The following is a 17,571-nucleotide window of genomic DNA, read 5'->3' as shown; positions in this document are numbered from 1 at the left end:
GGCACTACTTGTCCTGATTTATTTTAATTTCAAATATTCGCTTGCAGTGTCTTCCACTGCAACGCACAAAAACGCCCCGGCATTTTGCATCCGGAGCGTAATGTACTTTCTGTTCTTTGCCACAATACGGGCATTTTACTTTTTCAATTTCTAACACCTGCCATTCGTTTAAATACTTCCTGCATGGAAGTGATAAAGTCTTGTGTTTCTTTTTCTGTTTTCCCCTTTGCCGCTTTCCGTTGCCAATCGTTCCGGATCTTTCGCATTTCCGGAGTATAGTGCTTTAACATTTCCTCATCCGTCTCTGTACGAATCTGTACGATACGTCCAAGGGCGGTGTCCGGCCGGAGTCCCGCTGCCAAGTCCACAAATTCATCCCATGGCATGTTGGCAGCTTCCGTCCTTAACCGGATGCCGTACTGTTCCTGAAAGCTGGCTACGATCAGTCCAAAATCTTCGATCAGATCGTATCCGGGGTCTGAGCGTTTCCCTCAGTATCTTCTTCATCTCCAGTGACCACATCCACTGCAATCTGGAATACCGTCTGGTAATCCTGGAAGTTCAGGTTCATTTCTTTAAGCTTTTTATATGATTCTGGAGTAAATACAATCTGAAATGCATCTTCGATGTCCTGCATAGTGATAGAATCTCCTGCACCCATATACCCCATGATTTTTAATACAGACTCTGCATCTGCATTCAGTTCCAGTTCCTCATCTTTGATTTTCAGTTTCGGATTCTCATCGAATCCCAGTTTTGATGTGATATCAATAATTCTTCCCATGACTTATCTCCCTTCTTATGCTGCTGGTGTGTAGGTCGGCTTGCCGTTACTCATAACTTCAAATTCCAGTGGAGCTACACCGGTAGAATCACCGGATCCATTGTTTGTAACGCTGATGATGGCATTTTTAAATTCTACGGAAGAGCCATCCGGGAATGTCCATTTGAAATCGCCCTCTGCATCTCTGCCATTTAAAAATGTATAAGAACTGATCTTATCATTGCCTTCATCGCCCACATTTCTCTTGGCAGTAACGGCAACTGTTACACTTTTAGATGTCATTAATCTGCGTGTCCATCCTTCTGTCTCAAACGGAGTCCATTCCTCTACACCATTGTCAAAAGACAAACTGAATGTTTCGCAATCGGCAATAGTTTTGTATGCCGCTGTACTGTCTTTTGCGGCAGTATTGATCTGAAACTGATTTTCATAACATGGATATACGCCTGTTTTTTCACTCATCTAGTTCTCTTCCTTTCTCTGATAATATAAATCAATCCATATCACTCTTTCATATACGCCCTTGTCATCCGTTCCGATGTCCACCGGTTCCGGCACTGCAAGGTATAAGTAATCGATATGGTGATCGTTTATGGTTACATCTTTTATGCGCAGTAATTTATCATACAGACTCTGCGCCGCCTGTTCTGTCTCATTCGCATTTTTATTCCAGTGAATCAGGATAGATATGCTTTTTACAGCTGTCTTGGTAGCGTCGATGCCGCCGATAGCCATATTTACGCCGCCGTATCCCTCACGCTGGTAAATACCGACAGATTTATCTTTTTTATTGTCCAGCTTCCCGATATAGAGGTTTTCTCCTATATCTAAGGACTTGATCCAATCTCTGATGTTTGCCAACGTGATCATGTTCCTGCATTCCTCCTGTATGATTCTGCAAATACTTCTCTTACCCGATCGGATTTTGCTCCACCGTCTGTCCAGTCTGTCAGCCAGTGATCCTTTGCATTCGGATTCTTATCTGTGTGGAAGTGAACCCCTTCCGGATTAAAATACCAGCGTCTTGCGTAAGGTGTTGCCGTTACCAGAGAGACTTTTCCTTCAGAAGAGTGTGAATAATCCACAAACGTACTTTCATTCTGCATCGTTCCGGTATCTCTTGGCATCACCTGTGCCTGTACAACTTCCGTGTGAATCCACTCCGCAGTCTGCTCTAATGCGCGGATAGCTGCCTGATTTAGCCGTTTTATGGCTGCCTGGTTAATCTTTACTCTGGAACTTACCTGTGCCATCAGACCACCTCCAACAATGTGTAATTCACAGTTCCATCCGGGTTTCTGGCTTTGGTTCCCTGCTGGATCTGACGTTTTACTCCAAACACAGTGAACTCACCGGAACTGATCACCGGGACATTCGGTGCAATATCTCCGCAAAAATAAGCAGAGCCGGTAATCTGCACCAACTTCTGCTCTTTTGTCATGATTGTTTTTGCCTTGTCCTGATAATTGCATTTTAATGTATCTGTTTCCAGCAATACCTCCGGTGCTCCATCTTCGCTGATGCCCTCACCGTAAATGGTTACGCTGCATGGTGTCTTGCACATGCTTTCCGGAACTAATTTTGGATATTTCATCACTTCACCCCCAGTGATCTGCTACACAATCCGGTCTGCTTCAACAGTTCGTAAGTAGAACGCTGCATAACAACTCCATTCTGTACAAATACGTTCCATCCGTTCTGATCAATCCCCATCGATACACCATTGATGCTGTACGATGACAGGATACTCTCAAGCATATCTTTGTTTTCTTCTTCAAAAACAGCCTGTTTTTTACATACCTGTGAAATGATCTCTTTTTGGAATGGTGTTAGATTTTCGTATCCTCTATCCACGATCCGGTTAAATGTCAGGAAATCAATATGTCTGCTGGCTGTGAGTACGGCATCAGGAGAGAGATTGTCCCCCTCCTGACACTCATAATATACCGCAAGCATCTCGTGCTCCTAGACTACTGCAGTAGTATCTACGTCTACATACACAGAATCTATTTTGCCATCTCTTCCATTTGGGAATACGAATGTATCAGACAGGGATCTGTTCTGGTACAGATATCCATCACCCTCTGTATGTAGGCCCGGATCAAAGAAATAGATGCTGGAGATCTTCGGTACTGTTTTACAGGTCTGGCCACAGGCTACCAGTACATTGATCTTATGTGCACCAGTTTTTGGCTCAAATCCACCATTTTCCGGCTCCCAGTTAAATTCATCATAGAATCTTTCGTCATCGATAACTTCCATGATCGGAACACCATCGATGTCTGTTACTCTGGTCTCAATTCCAAGACCACCCTCTGCGATCTGAGTCATCTCGATTTTTCTGGTAAACTCTTTCGAAGCTTCCAGATTATCCATAATTGCAGATGTAACATACATGATCAGGGTACCATTTGCTTTGTATCTTCTCAGTTTTCCAGCAGATAAGATTTTTTTCAACTTGCTAAATGTGTTCTCGACTGTATATTCCGTTGCGGCAGTCTCGGAATGATAACCATCCACTTTTTTCGCTGCCGCTGCAACTTTGGAAAAGAACAATGCATCTGTTTCCGGTGTTGCCTGTGTCTTTTCGAAGATGCTTGAGATATTCTGGATAGATGCAGTTTTGTTCGTTTCGTCAACTTCTGCTTTATCTACCAGGAACTCCACATCACGGTCATGGGTTACCGTGTACGGAACATCTGTCTGCGCATAGCTGCCACGGTTCCAGCCACCGTTTCTTTTATGGTTTTTGTAACCGCTTGTGCTCATCTGGGTGAAATGGAATGTCTTAGCATCCAGCCAGCGAACATTACTTGTAATAAATGGGGATGTCAGTGCTCCCTGCATCAGGATCTCCAATAATTCACCTGAATAAGTTTCTGCATAATTAAGTGCCATATAATTTTACCTCCTAGTTAATGATTCCATCTGTTCCAGGACTTAGTAGCCACTGGTTTTGTTTCTGTGTTCTGATTGTTTGCATTGTTGCTTGGGGATGCACCAATCTGGTGGAATCCCTGTGTACTCTGTTCCTGCTGTGCTTTCAGCTGCGGAACATCTTCCAATACTTTGTTTAAAGCGTCCTTTAACTTTGCATCATCAATTGCTCCATTTACTGCAACAGCGGACAGATCTGCCAGCTTCATCACGTAAGGAATGGTTTTTAAATCAATTCCAAGTTCTGAATGCATCAGCAGTGCCTTATTCTCAATCTGAGATTTCAGTGCTGCAGCCTGTGCTGTCTGGATGTCGGCCTGCATTTTTGTTACATCTGGCTGATTGGCAGCTTTCTGTGCCTTGAATGCCGAAATTGCCTGATCCATCTCTTCTTTCGACAGTCCCTGCTGTTTAAAATAACCTTTCAGCACGGAATCCTCAGTAGCGGACTGTTTACCGGCAACAAGAGAACTCAGCTTCTCATAATCAATTTCTGGGGGCTGTACGTTGTTTGCCTGCTGCCCATTCTGATTCTGCTGAGTGTTCTGATTGTTATCACCTGTATTTGCTCCAGCCGGATTCTGCTGCTGAGCGTTCTGATTGTTATTATCTGCCATGTTTCTATACCTCCTACAGTTATTGAGTGTCTCTCTTTACAGTTTTATGTGTGTCTCACATTACAGTTGTTTCACCGGTGTCTCCGTGTAGTTTACCGCCTTCGGGCATAAAAATAAGACGCTTCACCCCGCGTCCCAGAGGGAGATGTTGGATCACCGCCTTCCTACTTTGGATTGGTTTTCTTGCGTCCTTTTGGTTTTTCTTTCACCGAAGCTTCTTCCGGAATTTCCTCTGCTACTTCTTCCGGAGTTTCCTCTAGAACTTCCTCTGCTACTTCTTCCGCAGTCTCTTCTACATATTCTTCTGCCACTTTGGCTCCGATCAGAATCTTTGCACGCTCCTCATCGCGTTCGATGATAGTGCCGGCGGCAATATCAATGTCTTCTTTTCTGTCGTGATAGGTTGTTGTTACTTTTAATTTCATGTTTTTATTCCTCCTTAATCAAGATCAATGCCTTCCTGTAATGCTCTGACTTCCAGAACTCTCAAATACTCACCCATGTAACGCTTCTGTTCCAGATACAGAGCTTTCGGGCATGCTGGTGTAAATCCCAGTTTACCAGCGTCCCATACCACCAGCATTTTGTACAGGCCATCGTATCTGATCTTGGTCTGCTGATACTCAGCTTTCATTCGTTCCTTGTAATCCGAACTTTGCATAAGTTCAATGGTGTCTTTTAATTCCATGTTCTTTTACCTTTTCCTTTCTTAAAAATGGGTATAAAAATACCACCAACCATTTCTGATCAGTGGCATTAATACCATAATACAGTTTTCTCTTTTGGTGGATTATCCATCTGCGCAAGACGTCTCAATTCATATCTTACATGTGTTGAACCATAACCCGCATTTTCGTGTTCCAAAACTTCTCCGCCTGCAATGCTTATCTTCATAAACCCCTTAGGCTCTCTGCCCTCAATATAATAATCCGCAGAAATATCAGTTTTTGTTTTTATTATATTTTTTAATATTACCATAATAATCTGCCGCCTCTCTCTGATAATCATATTTCCGACATGCCATTTCATGTGCTTTCCAATGCTCAAGTTCAGGATTCTCTTCTTTAAGTTGCATTTCATAAAGTTCATGCTCTATCAAGGTTCTGTCATGAGGCTGAATATGTTTTCCAATCATGAGCCTTTGCCAACTTTGAGCAATCGCACAATCTGGGGCGAATCTTCTATATTCACCTGTATCCTCGTCATATAAAGATTTATCTTCAAATAAATATGCTTTTATTTTTCCAATATCATTTTCATCTTTTCCAAGATTGATCGCGATTCTTTGTACATCTGTTGAAAATTTTTTTATTTCCTCATAGTACATTTTTGCAAATTCTTCACCCGTTGTACTGTCAGGATCTGTTATTCTTGCTCCTGATACCATTATATCAGAATCCATGCTTTTTACAATATTTTTTACTCCAGCCTTTCTTTCAGCTTCAATTTTCCACTGTTCTTTCTTAGTAGTGTACTGTTTCTGATTCTCCTGATCCAGTGAATATTTCGCCAGCCGATCGTACTTTTCTTCCTGTCGCTTGGCATATTGCTGTTTGGCTTCCTGTCGGCTCTCCCACTCGATGTTATCCAGTTCTTCCTGCGTCCAAGTGTCGTCTGCTGTGGAAAGTCCTGGAAAGTACGTAGTGTGGCTGTCCTTACAACGTGGGTGATATAATCCTCTGGCGATTGCGTGGCTCATAAGTGGATATGGTCCGTCTTTACTGCTGCCGCCGCTCCAAACATCGTCAATTAGCACTTTTCCAACGAACGGCAAGCACTTCGGACACGGGTTATCACCGCGTTTATTTAAAATCACGGTATGTATTCCCCACTCCTGTCGCTTCTCACCCTCACCAGTTAGATATGCTCTCTTAGTCGCTGTCCGGATTGCCATGTCCGCGTAATCTTTCATGGCATGACGCGCTCCATTGGCATATTCGATACAGGTAATACCTCTTGATAAAAAATCCTTTGTTGCCATGTCTACGGCTTTCTCATAGGTACCTGCTCCTGTGTTTGCATAGACCTGTGCGTTGTAAATAATCTGACGGTACTGGTCATTTGCCTGCCGGAGCATTGCTGTCTCACCGTTTTTGAAGTCATTGGTTGTGGCTTTGATCAGTGCGTTCAGCTTTCTGTCATTTAGACGGAAAAATTCGCCATAGGTTCCCCTGCTCTGTTTTCGTGCACCTTTAAAACCACCTTTGATTGCTTCTAAGATTGCAATCTCTTGATCCATGTTTCCCTGCTGCCGGGCGGCTTTGATTGCATCCTCAATCATACTGTTGATTTCCTTGAATTTTCCGGAAAACAGCTTTTGATTCTGCTTTTTGAATTTTTCCAATGCCTTCAGCTGCTCCGCCTGCCACTGGGACCACTGTATGCCCTGGCTCACTTCCTCCACCCGGTGACGTTTCATGTTTCGGATCATGGATGCGATCAGCTCATCCTCGATAGTTTCAAACGCTGCACCGATATCATATGGTTCCATGGCTATCACCCTTTATCGTTGGTATATACCTTATATCCCTGTGAACGGTACGCTCTGACGTGTTCCTTTAGCTTTGTGCGGCTCATTACGTGCACGTTCATCAATTCTGCATACCCTTTCTTTTCAATCGCATAAATGCCAAATGGCACGTTTTCACGCGCCACCTGCAGGAGTCCCAGAAATTCCTTCCGGCTCATGTTGTACATTCTGTTTGCTACCTTCACCCGCATTTAACTGTCCTCCAAATCCCTGTACTGTAAATTCTTCTGCTTCCAGATTTACTGATGGTTCTTCCAGTTGCATGATTCCCTGTTCATTCTTTAACCTGGCAACCTCTTTTTCTTTCCATTCTTCATCCTGTGAATCTCCGTAGAGTTCTTCCACGCAAGCCTCAATGCTCATGATGCCGCCAGTCTTACCTTTTGATACCGTCTCGACCTGACTCTCAAAGGATGGATTTGCATATTCTCCAAAGGTCACGCTTGGTTTAATCTCGGTTATTTCCTGTTTGTTAAGTTCGCGGTATGAATTTAAACAGGAAATGACCAGCTCTCTCAAATCTTCCGTCAATGCTTCGACAATCGCATTTCTGGTATAGAGCGTGGTCTTTTCTTTTTCCCGCTGCGCTTCCGCATTATCCAGCTTCTTTACATCGATACCGATGGTAGACGGACTGATCAATCCCTGCAGTGCCAGGTCTAAGGCTGTGCAGTAGGTTGCCAGATAACTGTCATGCGGAATAGCCGGCTGATCCAGCGTGATCTTGCTCTGTGTACCCTCTCGCATGTCTGCTTCCGTCTGGATATAACGGTTGTCGAACGCATTCGGTTTCAGAATCGCTCCTGTATTCGGATTTCTTGGCAAGAGGTTGTCCGGAATATATTCTTTGGAACGTCCTGCCCGGAGTGCATCCATCCACTGACTCCATGCTTCATCCAGTGAATCAAAGGCTTCTACCTTTCTGTCAAAGATACTCTGTCCTCTGCCTGGATATCTGGAAGATCGGTAGATCATAAGCGGAATTGCCATCATATAACTGCCACGCTGAACGGTCTCACCGTCTTTATCCTCTGTATGGCCAGCAAAGAAGTAATCCTTCAGATTTTTTGTTTCCGGAAGATAGTCCATGGCAATCTCTTTTCCATCTTTGGTCAGGCGGTTCTTAATATAGCCGTATCCGTAAGTCTCATACAGAACGTAACTCTGCCCTTTATGCTCATATACTGTTTTGAAAATAACTTCCTGTATTCTCCCCCGGACAATGTTATATTCGACCTGATCACCCGGATAAAATTCGATGATCGGGTAATTGCTTATCTTCGAATCATAAGTAATCTTAAATGCCCCATCACCGATATACAGCGCTTCTTTTAAACTGCTTTCCAACAGCTTTGATAACTGGTTCTCTTTGTCAATATCTTCCCAGATTTCCTTATCGTTAGCATTTTCAAATTCAATCTGGTTCAGATCTGTTAATACGACTGTTGATAACATATCCACGATGATACCTGGAATACCGGTATGTATCTTTCGCATTTCCATTCCCGGGCTGCTAGATGCCGCCCAGAAGTTATACATACTGGCTTTCTGGCAGAGCCCTTGATACAACTGACTCAGTTCCCGCGAATCACCGCGATACCAGATCCGGTTCTTCGCTGCGTTTCCCTCATAGTCCAGTATGGAATTGATATTGATTGTGATTGGATCTGCCGGTTTAATGTTGATCCGGCTCGATCGTTTTTCTAAAATTCTGTTCATGATATTATTTATCCATCCCATTCCTTTTTCTCCTCTTCATCACCGATTTCCATCTTGTACGGCAGCCAGCTATACTGTGATGCATTGATGGTGTGATCATTTTTGTCCTCCGGCTCGTTGTCCTTATCTTCTTTCCAGCTGTAAGTTTCCAACTCTGAAATGTGATTCGTACAGTGATCCAGTACCAGGTACTTATCCTGCTGCAACCACGATAACTGCAAATTAATTCGGTCAACGATGGTTGTCTGTTTATACGCTGCTATGAAATTATAAATGCAGCCATGCAGCCGCTTATATTTATTCAGCTCCGTGATGGTTGCCTGGTCTGCAGAATCAATGTATGTGTTTCTGGCCAGTCCCCATTCTTTCTGATTGCGTTCCAAAAAATCCAGAAAGTTTTTTACCGTGTCTGATGGTGCCAGTGGTATATCAAGGTCACTGTTGCTGTATACTTTTTCATCCACGGTAATCACCCGCCGGTCCTTCGTGATCATCTGATAGATCATTGCAATGGTATCCGGACTTTTGCTGGAGTATGATGTATCCAGCCCAACGGTAAACCGTGCCGGGATAATCTTACCTGCTGCTATCTGTTCCTTTAACCACTGCTTTGTTTTCACATGCCGCTTCCGGTCAAAGTTTGAGAACACCAATCCAGTAGCCTTACCCCGAAGGCCCTCAATCTTGTTCTTCCAGATCTTGGTGCCCTTTGGTGTGTTCTGGATGATCTTGTCCATTTTTTCTTTCGGAAGACCGGCATTATCCTTAAAAGAAAAGAACCAATGTACCCATCTGGGCTTTGGTTCTTCTTTCAATTCACTCAATATTTCGTTTGGAGTATCCTGCTGCCATTCCGATAATGGTCTGGCGCAGTTAATATATTCTTTGTACACTGGCAGGTTCGGATCATCCGGATTCAGTGTTGCCATGAAATAATCACATCGCATAGCTGCCTCACGGACAAAATCAATATCCGCTGTATTGATCTCATCAATGTACAGGCATCCGTACTGACCGCCAAGAGCTTTCTGCCATTTCTTTTTATCACCATATCCCATTACATAAATGACTTTATCACCGCCGGATGTATGGAACAGGATGTGCGGAATCTTATCGTCCTTGGTTCCGTTGCCGTTATACTCTGCCAGATCTCCGAAATCATCTATGATTCCAAGGTCTTTGTTAATGATATTCTTCTCTGCGGTACCTGTGTCCTTTGCCGCGATGATATGCAGCTTTTTAGGAGACTCAGCAACTTTCAGCATGAACTTAAACAGTCCAACCGTAGTTTTTCCCGCTGCCGTGGTTCCTTCCAGGAACTCAACCGGCGCATCACATCGGATAAATGCTTTGTATTTCTCTGATAAGATCAGACGTTGGTTACTCATTATTCATCACCACGCATCTGTTGGATCAGATCATCCAGTTTGGACTTGCTCTCATCCAGATTGATATCGACCTTATCGTTCCACATGCCAAGGTGACGACCAAGCAACTCCAGTGCTTTTTCTTTATCACAGAGTTTTAATTCAATGCCACTTTTCCCCATTTTGATTCCAGCAATCGCCCGCTTTGCGATATCAGGAAGCTCTTCCGTGTTCCTGATCAGAACCTTATCTTCTTTTACCTCTGCATAATCAGTCGCTTTTGCAAATGCAATCGCTGCCAGTTCCTGCACTACCATGTCCTGTGTAACTTCGGTACGCTCCTGCCGTTCCTTCATCCGCTCTGCAATATATGCCGCAACCTTAACATTTCTTAACAATCTGGCTGCTGCCGCTGCAGCTGTACTTTCTTTCTTTACATTCGGATATGCCACCATGTAAGCTCTGGTAGCATTCAGATCAATCAGATACTCATCGCAAAATATTTTCTGTTTTTCAGTTAATGCCACCAGTCTCACCTCCTAGTTTTTGGCATAAGAAAAAGACAGCAGGTAAATCCTGCTGCCCTAGTCATTTTCATTATTTCATATCATTTACAATTTTCAGTATCTCTTCATACTGTGACCGCGGAATACAAACAAAATCCTCTTCCTGCGCTCCCAGTATATTCTTTCCGTTGCTTAATAGTATTTTCATTATTCGGCTTATATTACTTTCACCGATATAAGTATTTATTCCAACTGGATCTCTGTTTCCCTTATGTGATCTACACATTCTTGCCAGTTCCGGTGTTGCTTTTACCGTACACTCTTCCAAGTGTTCATATGTTTTTGTATACAATCTATCACCTCAAATTATACTTGCCAAAATATTTATATCATAATTTACTTTCGCTGCAAGAGCAGCTCCAGCTCTATATGCATTATTTGAAAGAGCTTTTACATGATTATTAAACGTATCAAAAAAAGCTGGGTACATGTCATGTAATATGATTAAAGAAGCAGCTGAACAAATTGACTCTTCTCTTTCATCTGCGGATGGCTTTTGCAATCCATACTTACAGAAAAATATGTAGTGCATGTATTCATGCGCAAATTGATAAGCAATCTGTGCTTCGGAACTGTTTGCAGAGATTCCTAATTTAATTATTAGTATTTTATTTAACACAGGTGTAATAACTGGTGTATATCCAGAACCAGCAGTTGCATTATCTATATATAAATCTATATCTTCTGAAAATATATTCTTCAATTTCGTTAAATAGTACACTCTAACAGCTATAACAGCTTTCTGAAACAGTTCAATATTAGCTAATCCATCTTCACCACATAAATTTCCATTAATTTCAAACATTTCATATCTCCCATCAAACTATATTTTAAACCCTATTCCCATAATATCCTATCGTTTGACATTATGCAACGAAAAAGACATCCGTTTCCGAATGCCTTTTAAGTAGGTTTATCCTTATAGGGGAGAAATCGAGCCGCCGGTTTTCGCCTTTGGCTCAAGTATTATTATAACTGTGCATCCTGTGCTTTTTGTGCGTTTTTCAGAATATCATCAATTTTTCTACTAATCCTGCTACGATCCAGATGCACGCTCTTTGCAACCTGCTCCTGTGTCACCGGCTTTCTGCCATCGATAAACAGCTTCCGGAAGATACGGTGCCCCAAACTGTCCGGTATCGCATCTACGAATTGCTCCACCTCTTTACACTCCTGCTCCAGAGCTTTCTTCCGCTTAAGATCACGGTCCTGCAATCGTTCGTATTTCTCCTTGTCAAACCCAACCACACATTGTGGCATCGGATAACCTTTGCTGTAATCAAATATAACATCATTCCCGATCATAGTATCTGACTTCCAGCGGTTCTGCAGAGCATAATCCAGTTCCAGTATCTCAGCTTTATTGCTCCGGTATGCTTTCAATCTTTCCTTTGTCATCTTCTCCAACGGCATCGCCTCCCTTATTCCTCTCCTACAGCGTTGCCCTGCTGCCACTTTGTTGTATCTGCTGCCATATCAGATATGACAGGCTCCATTCCGGATTACCACCGACTGCTGCAAGGTAATCAAGTAATGTCACTGATAATTCAACTCAGTTGGTCTATTAGTTGATGTATCAGTTGGTCTATCAGGAATTTTATTAATCAGTTTCATCTTTTTCTTCATCCTCCGTCGCTTCCATCTCTTCATCCTCTACATCATCCGGTTTCACTTCTACTGCATCCGGATTCATCTCAGAGACATCGATCTCATTTTCTTCTGCTGCTGGCATCACAACTGCTTCGTATGATCCTGTCTCTTCCACGGTCTTCATGAAGTCCTCACATTCAACATAATTAAGACTTGATTCTTCGCCAATTCCTTGAGGGGTAATTCTTCCATAATTATCCTCGGCGATAAATACTCTGCCGTACGCACATGTGACAACATCTGCAAGAATTCTAAGCTTTAATCCATTTGTATGCTCGTAGCATTTCCCTACTTCAAAAATCATTTTTTCTGTTCCTCCTATCTAAACGGTGATGCAATCCATACTGCTGCAATGCAAACCCATATTAATACTGCAAAAACTTTTCTCGTATGTTCTTCAAAATCTATCTTTGCTCCCCAGCTAAAACACATAACCAGGCAAGCAATTACTTGTACTATCCATGCCGCATTTACCTGTATCATTTCACATCACTCCAATCCAATTTCTGTCCGCATTTCCAACAATAAATGCATCCGTCTCGGTGTATCTCATTAACATGTATTACTGCTCTGCACGGGCATTCGATAAACGCATCCCCAAATTCATCTGGTCCTTCCATTACTCTGGCTTTTATTGCCACATCTCTGGAATCTCCATCCACAAACCGCCGGATCTCCGTTACTTCCTGCTGCAACTGTTTGTCACTCTTTTTCATCCTTTGCACCTACTTTCCACTTCTAAGCATGTAAAAAAGCATTTCTGTGATACTTCTCTTCCTCAGACCAATTCTGCACGGAATTACCACGGCAAGCTTCCAATCCTTTGCCTGATCTAATGGTGTAGGGTTGATATATTCATCATCTTCTTTGCTCCATAGTGGTATTGGTACCATAATTCCGTAATGATGTGACGAATTTGGGCAACATTCCTTAATATGCGTATCAAGTCTTCCGTTTCTCATATCCTCTTGGATGCTTTTCCAACACTCCATTGTAGTCACTATATAATTCTTTTCTCCGATGAAATTCAAACCATTCCCGCTGAATACGTCATCCCGACAGCTCTTTATCTCGTAGCAAGTAAATATTCCCTTTTCAATCCCACTGATCGAAGTAACTCCCGCAGGTTCAAACTGCATGAAATCAATTCTTTTTACATCTCTCGTTCCGTAATCAATACTAACTTCTCGCGCCCAATAGGTTCTATCTCTGAACCTATCTGACACAAGCAGATTTCCAAGGAACTTCGTTATTTTCTTTCTATCCATCTGCTCATTCTTCATGCCTTACCATCCCCATTCTGCCAACAATTCCTGCACCTTTTAGATAATCGTAATATACCTGTGCACGCTCCTCGTTGACGTTAAACTCTTTTCTGATTCTTCCAATAGTTACTCTCTTCTGGCTCTTCGCCCAGTTCTCTAATTTTACAGATTTTAAAATCATCATTTGCTCCTCCACTTCTCTACCAAGTCCCAATGTCCTTTTATCGCTTCTCGAACGGTTGCATAGTGCCTGACATCCAAATCACTATAGCTTATTGCATTTCCGTCTTCTGTACAGCTAAATACCATTGTTTCTAAACCATGATCTGCTGTATCACATGTATCTACCAGCACATATCCCTTTGATGTTTCTACTATTGTTCGCATAGTTATTCCTCTCTCCTGTATACTTCCGGCAATGGCATCCAGGCATTAACGAATATTCCAAACGATACATAGCTTGCATCATCATCTCCCGGATAAAATGCTCCGGATCCATCACTGTCTGTTTCATATCTTCCGATATCCGGAAGTGTGAAGTTCTCAAATGACACCAGCACGTATTCTCCCGGATCTGGAAGTCTGTCATTGATATCTATCCATCCTTGATACTGTCGCATTGCTTCATTCATTTTCACTCGCCTTCCTCTATCATGTAGATTCTGCTTGCAGATACTTCATAAGCCACCCTGGTCTCCTGCTGCTCTTCATCCAGTTTTTTTACATATTCCCGGCTCTGGATTCTTCCGGTCAGTTCAATCCTACTGCCAACTGCCAGATTTTTGGCATACCGTGCATTGCCAGCCCAGCAGATGCAAGGGATATAGTCACTTTTTCCACCTGGTCTGTTCACTGCCACTAGAAGATCTGTGATCTGGCGTCCACTCGGTGTTTCCCGGTAAACCGGCTGTCTGCAGATAAATCCATGTAAGAAAATATAATTATCATCTTCCTGCGCAGCATCACTGATCTGTTCTGCAAAAAGAAAAAGTATTAATTTTCGCTTTTCTCCAGCCGGCATGTTTACGGAGCAAAAGCTTCCTTCTACCGAAATATTTGCTCCGTAATAGATTTTGTTTTCATCCACCATTCCTTTCCGGAAAATTACTGGGATTTCATCTGCGTATCCGCTTTTGCGGTTTGTCGCTAAGATTGTTCTGTAAAATACTGCTCCTGCAGTTTCATGATCATACTGTGGTTCTGTGATTACTGTTCCTGTTATTTTAGCCATATTGTTTTTATGCATTGCTCTTTTCTCCTTATCCTGCCTGTTTTTCTTCTTTTAACTGAGCAGTCTCCCAACTGTTCAGCTGTTCTCTTGCCATCCGGTAACATGCTGCATCTGATTCGCTCTCCGCTTTTATAATCAGTTTCTGCTGCCGGCCTGTCTTTTTGTATATCTTTATCCAGCCATCCTCCCAGATACTAAAATGTGAATGGAGCTGAAGATTATATTTTCTCTTTAGTGGAAGATAGATTTCATAGAACTTTTTCAGTTCTGTTTCATATTCTTCCTGCACTACATTCTCCTTTGCTATTCCTCTGCTGGTTCATACAAATCTAAGCTTCCTTCTACTGCTTCCCATTCCTGTTCCGTCAATGTAAAACCATACTGTTCCATAAACTGGCACACATGCAGAAGTTTCCCGCCTTTTTCTTCGTTATACTGTCCTCTCCAGTCCGCAGTTTCTAAGCAGGAATCTGTTCCATCCCACAGGTAAATCAGCATCTGTTTTTGCGTACTCAGTTTATCAAAATATTCTGCTGCCATATTTTGTTCTTCATCTGTACACTCATACTGCGACTTTCCACAATAGAAATTATATATAGCAGATTTATATATACAAACGCCTATCTCGAACATAAGATTCCAGATTGTTTCCACAATGCCAGGACTATCTTTCATGTAAATTTTTCCATCTGTAATATCCCGCACAAAATCTTTCATACGTTTATACAAGGTCTTATTGATGCCCTTGATTTCCTTTCTATTACGATCCCTCTCTTTCGTTTTTCGCTCCTGTTCGGTTTCTTTCTTCTGCGGTACTTTTTTCAGGACATATATGCTGCTATACATCCGCAGGTAATATAAATTTTCCTCATTCTGTGGCAGTTTTAATTTTTGCGGGAGTTCATCATCAAGACCATACGCCCGCACTTTTTCCCATTTTCCGGAATAATATTCACTTTCGGCTTTCTTTGGTGCTCTCTGTATTCCTCTGGTTTCCAGCATTGCTATTAATTTCTTCTCGCTTTTATTTCGATTTGTAATTCTAACCGACTCGCTGGCTTTCCAGATCAGCTGACTTGAATTGCTGGACTCTTTTAAAATCTTGTCTCTTTCCCGGACATCTTCTACCTGTTCCAAAGCGTACAAATCTTTCAATGATAACTGGAAGCTGTCACTTTCCTGCTTTTCTTTGAGAATGCTCTGATCCAGCTTGGCAATCTGCAGTCTGTGCCGGACCGTTGTCCTGGAAAACCCGGTTCTTTCAGCTATCTGAGCTTCTGTATCGCCAAGATCAAGCATCATCTGGAAGCCCTGGGCCTGTTCCATGATAGACAGGTCATTTCTCTGCATATTTTCTTCCAGCATGATCCCGACCTGCTCTCTATGGGTTAATCCTTTTGCAATCTTACATGGAAATTCTGTAAGTCCTGCTGCCTTGCCCGCTGCAAACCGTCTGTGACCGATCAGCAGTGTGTACCCTTCCGGGGAAAATTTGGAATCTACTTTCTGCAAGTTCTCTTCTGTTGGATTTTCCAGATACTCGTTGATTGTCTGATTATGTTCTTCAAATTCCATCCAGTGTCCCGGGATTACCGTAAGGTTCTGCAGCACGCCCTGCTTTTTAATTGATTCTGTTAACTCCGATATATCCCCAAGGTCTTTTCTTGGATTATCCGGATGTGAATAGATCTGATCCGCTGATATTAAAGTCATTTCCATGTTGCATACCTCCTGTTTAATTCGCTCCACTCTTCGTAAATCGTTCTTCCGTATTTTCTGATAAATGCATCCGTATCACTTTCCATTTCAATCCTTTCCAGCATAAGCTGTGGCTGGATCGGCAGTCCCTGTGTAGCTGCTGCCTTTATGACACTGGCATCCATCATCAATAGTTCCTGTAATTCTCTTATATCGATTCCACTGAGCAGTTCCTTGCCGTTTATCGATAAGTTGTATCTAATCATCTTTGAGTTATCTCTCCTTTGTTTAAACTGGTGGCTCTCCTAAATCTATGTCCAAAAACCGAATGCCGCCCTTTCTGCTTTCTTTTGTTTTCTCCTGCTGCCATTTTCCGCTAATCTCTTCATGCATCCAGTTCCGACCAAACTCCTGCATATAGCGTTCATGCGAATATTTCCTTTCGAATGCCCGCTGTCCAATCTGGCACAACAGGATCCGTACATTTCTGTTTGCATGCACTGCATCCGGACCATATTCATGATGTGGTACGCATAAATATACCCAGAGACCGAAATGTTCTGATTTCTTCCGGTTCGCGATACCGAACATGATGTGATGCTTATGCAATCCGGCAGATGGTAGCTCACCATAATAGCCTTGTTGATCAGCCAGGTATCTGCAGATATAGCATTCTTTTTGTGTTTGTATGATACTCTTACTCATCAGCTAAACGGCAGCTCCTCTTCCAGCCCGTCCGGAATTTCCATGAAGCCATCCTCCCTGGCCATCGGTGCCGGATTCTGCTGTGTGGTCTGTCCTGCTGCCTTACTTTCGGCAAATTCCTGCTCCTCCACCACGACATCCGTGGTATATACCTTCTGTCCATCACGATTGGTATAACTTCCAGTCTGGATACGTCCTGTGAGAGCAATCTTTGTTCCTTTGCGCAGATATTTTTCTGCAAACTCTGCCTGATGTCCAAATGCCACACAGCTGATAAAATCTGCGGTCTGGCTGTCACTATCACGGCGAAATCTACGGTCTACCGCCAGTGCATAACGTGCAATGCAGGTCTGCTCCTGTGCAGAGTTCGGCTGAGTATACCGGATGTCCGGATCTCTGGTCAACCTCCCCATTAAAATGACTTTATTCATATTTCTTTTTCTCCTTTCAAATGCTCGCAAACGTTGATTTTTATCTTACGGACAGGCTTTTACTGTCCTTT

The 17,571-nt window shown here is 42.7% G+C and carries 30 protein-coding genes; all 30 read right to left on the bottom strand.

The window, feature by feature from the left end; all coding sequences use genetic code 11:
• Positions 1–143: 143 nt before the first annotated feature.
• Positions 144–443 (bottom strand): Gp15 family bacteriophage protein, encoded by a 300-nt coding sequence (locus tag Q0I54_RS07355; RefSeq protein WP_296117647.1) that lies wholly within the window; start codon positions 441–443, stop codon positions 144–146.
• 17 nt (positions 444–460) lie between these two features.
• Positions 461–784 carry a hypothetical protein gene (locus Q0I54_RS07350; RefSeq protein WP_296117629.1) on the bottom strand — a complete coding sequence of 108 codons (324 nt, stop codon included), beginning with the start codon at positions 782–784 and terminating at the stop codon, positions 461–463.
• A gap of 15 nt (positions 785–799) precedes the next feature.
• Positions 800–1,246, bottom strand: coding sequence for a phage tail tube protein (locus Q0I54_RS07345; protein ID WP_296117628.1), 447 nt, complete (start codon positions 1,244–1,246; stop codon positions 800–802).
• The gene (locus Q0I54_RS07340; RefSeq protein WP_296117627.1) at positions 1,247–1,654 is read right to left on the bottom strand and encodes a minor capsid protein; all 408 of its coding nucleotides are present in this window, start codon (positions 1,652–1,654) and stop codon (positions 1,247–1,249) included.
• Positions 1,651–2,037 (bottom strand): hypothetical protein, encoded by a 387-nt coding sequence (locus Q0I54_RS07335; protein WP_296117626.1) that lies wholly within the window; start codon positions 2,035–2,037, stop codon positions 1,651–1,653. Before Q0I54_RS07335 ends, Q0I54_RS07340 begins: the two co-directional genes overlap by 4 nt.
• Entirely contained in the window at positions 2,037–2,378 is a 342-nt protein-coding gene (locus tag Q0I54_RS07330; protein WP_296117625.1) for a hypothetical protein, read from the bottom strand. The genes Q0I54_RS07335 and Q0I54_RS07330 overlap by 1 nt, the downstream gene beginning before the upstream one ends.
• On the bottom strand, positions 2,378–2,740 hold the full coding sequence (locus tag Q0I54_RS07325; RefSeq protein ID WP_296117624.1) for a hypothetical protein: 363 nt from the start codon (positions 2,738–2,740) through the stop codon (positions 2,378–2,380). The genes Q0I54_RS07330 and Q0I54_RS07325 overlap by 1 nt, the downstream gene beginning before the upstream one ends.
• Before the next feature lie 9 nt (positions 2,741–2,749).
• The gene (locus Q0I54_RS07320) at positions 2,750–3,682 is read right to left on the bottom strand and encodes a phage capsid protein (protein WP_296117623.1); all 933 of its coding nucleotides are present in this window, start codon (positions 3,680–3,682) and stop codon (positions 2,750–2,752) included.
• 17 nt (positions 3,683–3,699) lie between these two features.
• Entirely contained in the window at positions 3,700–4,338 is a 639-nt protein-coding gene (locus tag Q0I54_RS07315; protein ID WP_296117622.1) for a hypothetical protein, read from the bottom strand.
• 164 nt (positions 4,339–4,502) lie between these two features.
• Positions 4,503–4,763: a hypothetical protein gene (locus Q0I54_RS07310; protein WP_296117621.1), complete on the bottom strand. Its 261-nt coding sequence runs from the start codon at positions 4,761–4,763 to the stop codon at positions 4,503–4,505.
• A gap of 14 nt (positions 4,764–4,777) precedes the next feature.
• A complete protein-coding gene (locus Q0I54_RS07305; RefSeq protein WP_296117620.1) occupies positions 4,778–5,026 on the bottom strand; it encodes a crAss001_48 related protein in 249 nt (82 codons plus the stop codon).
• A 68-nt stretch (positions 5,027–5,094) separates the two neighbouring features.
• Positions 5,095–5,316, bottom strand: a complete 222-nt coding sequence (locus Q0I54_RS07300) for a hypothetical protein (RefSeq protein ID WP_296117619.1) — start codon at positions 5,314–5,316, stop codon at positions 5,095–5,097.
• A complete protein-coding gene (locus Q0I54_RS07295; protein WP_296117618.1) occupies positions 5,279–6,829 on the bottom strand; it encodes a phage minor capsid protein in 1,551 nt (516 codons plus the stop codon). The genes Q0I54_RS07300 and Q0I54_RS07295 overlap by 38 nt, the downstream gene beginning before the upstream one ends.
• A gap of 153 nt (positions 6,830–6,982) precedes the next feature.
• On the bottom strand, positions 6,983–8,608 hold the full coding sequence (locus tag Q0I54_RS07290; RefSeq protein WP_296117616.1) for a capsid protein: 1,626 nt from the start codon (positions 8,606–8,608) through the stop codon (positions 6,983–6,985).
• The gene (locus Q0I54_RS07285) at positions 8,596–9,975 is read right to left on the bottom strand and encodes a terminase (protein ID WP_296117614.1); all 1,380 of its coding nucleotides are present in this window, start codon (positions 9,973–9,975) and stop codon (positions 8,596–8,598) included. The genes Q0I54_RS07290 and Q0I54_RS07285 overlap by 13 nt, the downstream gene beginning before the upstream one ends.
• The gene (locus Q0I54_RS07280) at positions 9,975–10,481 is read right to left on the bottom strand and encodes a terminase small subunit (protein ID WP_296117613.1); all 507 of its coding nucleotides are present in this window, start codon (positions 10,479–10,481) and stop codon (positions 9,975–9,977) included. The genes Q0I54_RS07285 and Q0I54_RS07280 overlap by 1 nt, the downstream gene beginning before the upstream one ends.
• A 340-nt stretch (positions 10,482–10,821) precedes the next feature.
• Positions 10,822–11,325 (bottom strand): hypothetical protein, encoded by a 504-nt coding sequence (locus tag Q0I54_RS07275; RefSeq protein ID WP_296117612.1) that lies wholly within the window; start codon positions 11,323–11,325, stop codon positions 10,822–10,824.
• A 164-nt stretch (positions 11,326–11,489) separates the two neighbouring features.
• Positions 11,490–11,927, bottom strand: a complete 438-nt coding sequence (locus Q0I54_RS07270) for a hypothetical protein (protein ID WP_367270794.1) — start codon at positions 11,925–11,927, stop codon at positions 11,490–11,492.
• Positions 11,928–12,120: 193 nt separating this feature from the next.
• Positions 12,121–12,474 carry a hypothetical protein gene (locus Q0I54_RS07265; protein ID WP_296117610.1) on the bottom strand — a complete coding sequence of 118 codons (354 nt, stop codon included), beginning with the start codon at positions 12,472–12,474 and terminating at the stop codon, positions 12,121–12,123.
• 175 nt (positions 12,475–12,649) lie between these two features.
• Positions 12,650–12,886, bottom strand: a complete 237-nt coding sequence (locus Q0I54_RS07260; RefSeq protein WP_296117609.1) for a hypothetical protein — start codon at positions 12,884–12,886, stop codon at positions 12,650–12,652.
• Between the two features lie 9 nt (positions 12,887–12,895).
• Positions 12,896–13,453 (bottom strand): hypothetical protein, encoded by a 558-nt coding sequence (locus Q0I54_RS07255; protein ID WP_296117608.1) that lies wholly within the window; start codon positions 13,451–13,453, stop codon positions 12,896–12,898.
• Positions 13,443–13,619 (bottom strand): hypothetical protein, encoded by a 177-nt coding sequence (locus Q0I54_RS07250; RefSeq protein WP_296117606.1) that lies wholly within the window; start codon positions 13,617–13,619, stop codon positions 13,443–13,445. The genes Q0I54_RS07255 and Q0I54_RS07250 overlap by 11 nt, the downstream gene beginning before the upstream one ends.
• Positions 13,616–13,822: a hypothetical protein gene (locus Q0I54_RS07245; RefSeq protein ID WP_296117605.1), complete on the bottom strand. Its 207-nt coding sequence runs from the start codon at positions 13,820–13,822 to the stop codon at positions 13,616–13,618. The genes Q0I54_RS07250 and Q0I54_RS07245 overlap by 4 nt, the downstream gene beginning before the upstream one ends.
• A gap of 2 nt (positions 13,823–13,824) precedes the next feature.
• Positions 13,825–14,067 carry a DUF551 domain-containing protein gene (locus tag Q0I54_RS07240; protein ID WP_296117603.1) on the bottom strand — a complete coding sequence of 81 codons (243 nt, stop codon included), beginning with the start codon at positions 14,065–14,067 and terminating at the stop codon, positions 13,825–13,827.
• A gap of 2 nt (positions 14,068–14,069) precedes the next feature.
• Positions 14,070–14,681: a single-stranded DNA-binding protein gene (locus Q0I54_RS07235; protein WP_296117601.1), complete on the bottom strand. Its 612-nt coding sequence runs from the start codon at positions 14,679–14,681 to the stop codon at positions 14,070–14,072.
• A gap of 13 nt (positions 14,682–14,694) precedes the next feature.
• The gene (locus tag Q0I54_RS07230; protein WP_296117599.1) at positions 14,695–14,955 is read right to left on the bottom strand and encodes a hypothetical protein; all 261 of its coding nucleotides are present in this window, start codon (positions 14,953–14,955) and stop codon (positions 14,695–14,697) included.
• A 14-nt stretch (positions 14,956–14,969) separates the two neighbouring features.
• Complete coding sequence (locus Q0I54_RS07225) at positions 14,970–16,385, bottom strand: ParB N-terminal domain-containing protein (RefSeq protein ID WP_296117597.1); 1,416 nt, start codon at positions 16,383–16,385, stop codon at positions 14,970–14,972.
• Complete coding sequence (locus Q0I54_RS07220; protein ID WP_296117596.1) at positions 16,376–16,630, bottom strand: hypothetical protein; 255 nt, start codon at positions 16,628–16,630, stop codon at positions 16,376–16,378. Before Q0I54_RS07220 ends, Q0I54_RS07225 begins: the two co-directional genes overlap by 10 nt.
• Before the next feature lie 22 nt (positions 16,631–16,652).
• On the bottom strand, positions 16,653–17,069 hold the full coding sequence (locus tag Q0I54_RS07215; protein WP_296117594.1) for a hypothetical protein: 417 nt from the start codon (positions 17,067–17,069) through the stop codon (positions 16,653–16,655).
• Positions 17,069–17,500 carry a single-stranded DNA-binding protein gene (locus tag Q0I54_RS07210; protein WP_296117592.1) on the bottom strand — a complete coding sequence of 144 codons (432 nt, stop codon included), beginning with the start codon at positions 17,498–17,500 and terminating at the stop codon, positions 17,069–17,071. Before Q0I54_RS07210 ends, Q0I54_RS07215 begins: the two co-directional genes overlap by 1 nt.
• Positions 17,501–17,571 lie beyond the last annotated feature (71 nt).

Origin of the sequence: uncultured Eubacterium sp. (assembly GCF_934295145.1) — a bacterium.
Lineage (GTDB): Bacteria > Bacillota > Clostridia > Lachnospirales > Lachnospiraceae > Eubacterium_I.
Note: the sequence above shows the minus strand (reverse complement) of the source record. Positions and strands in the feature narration are given on the sequence as shown.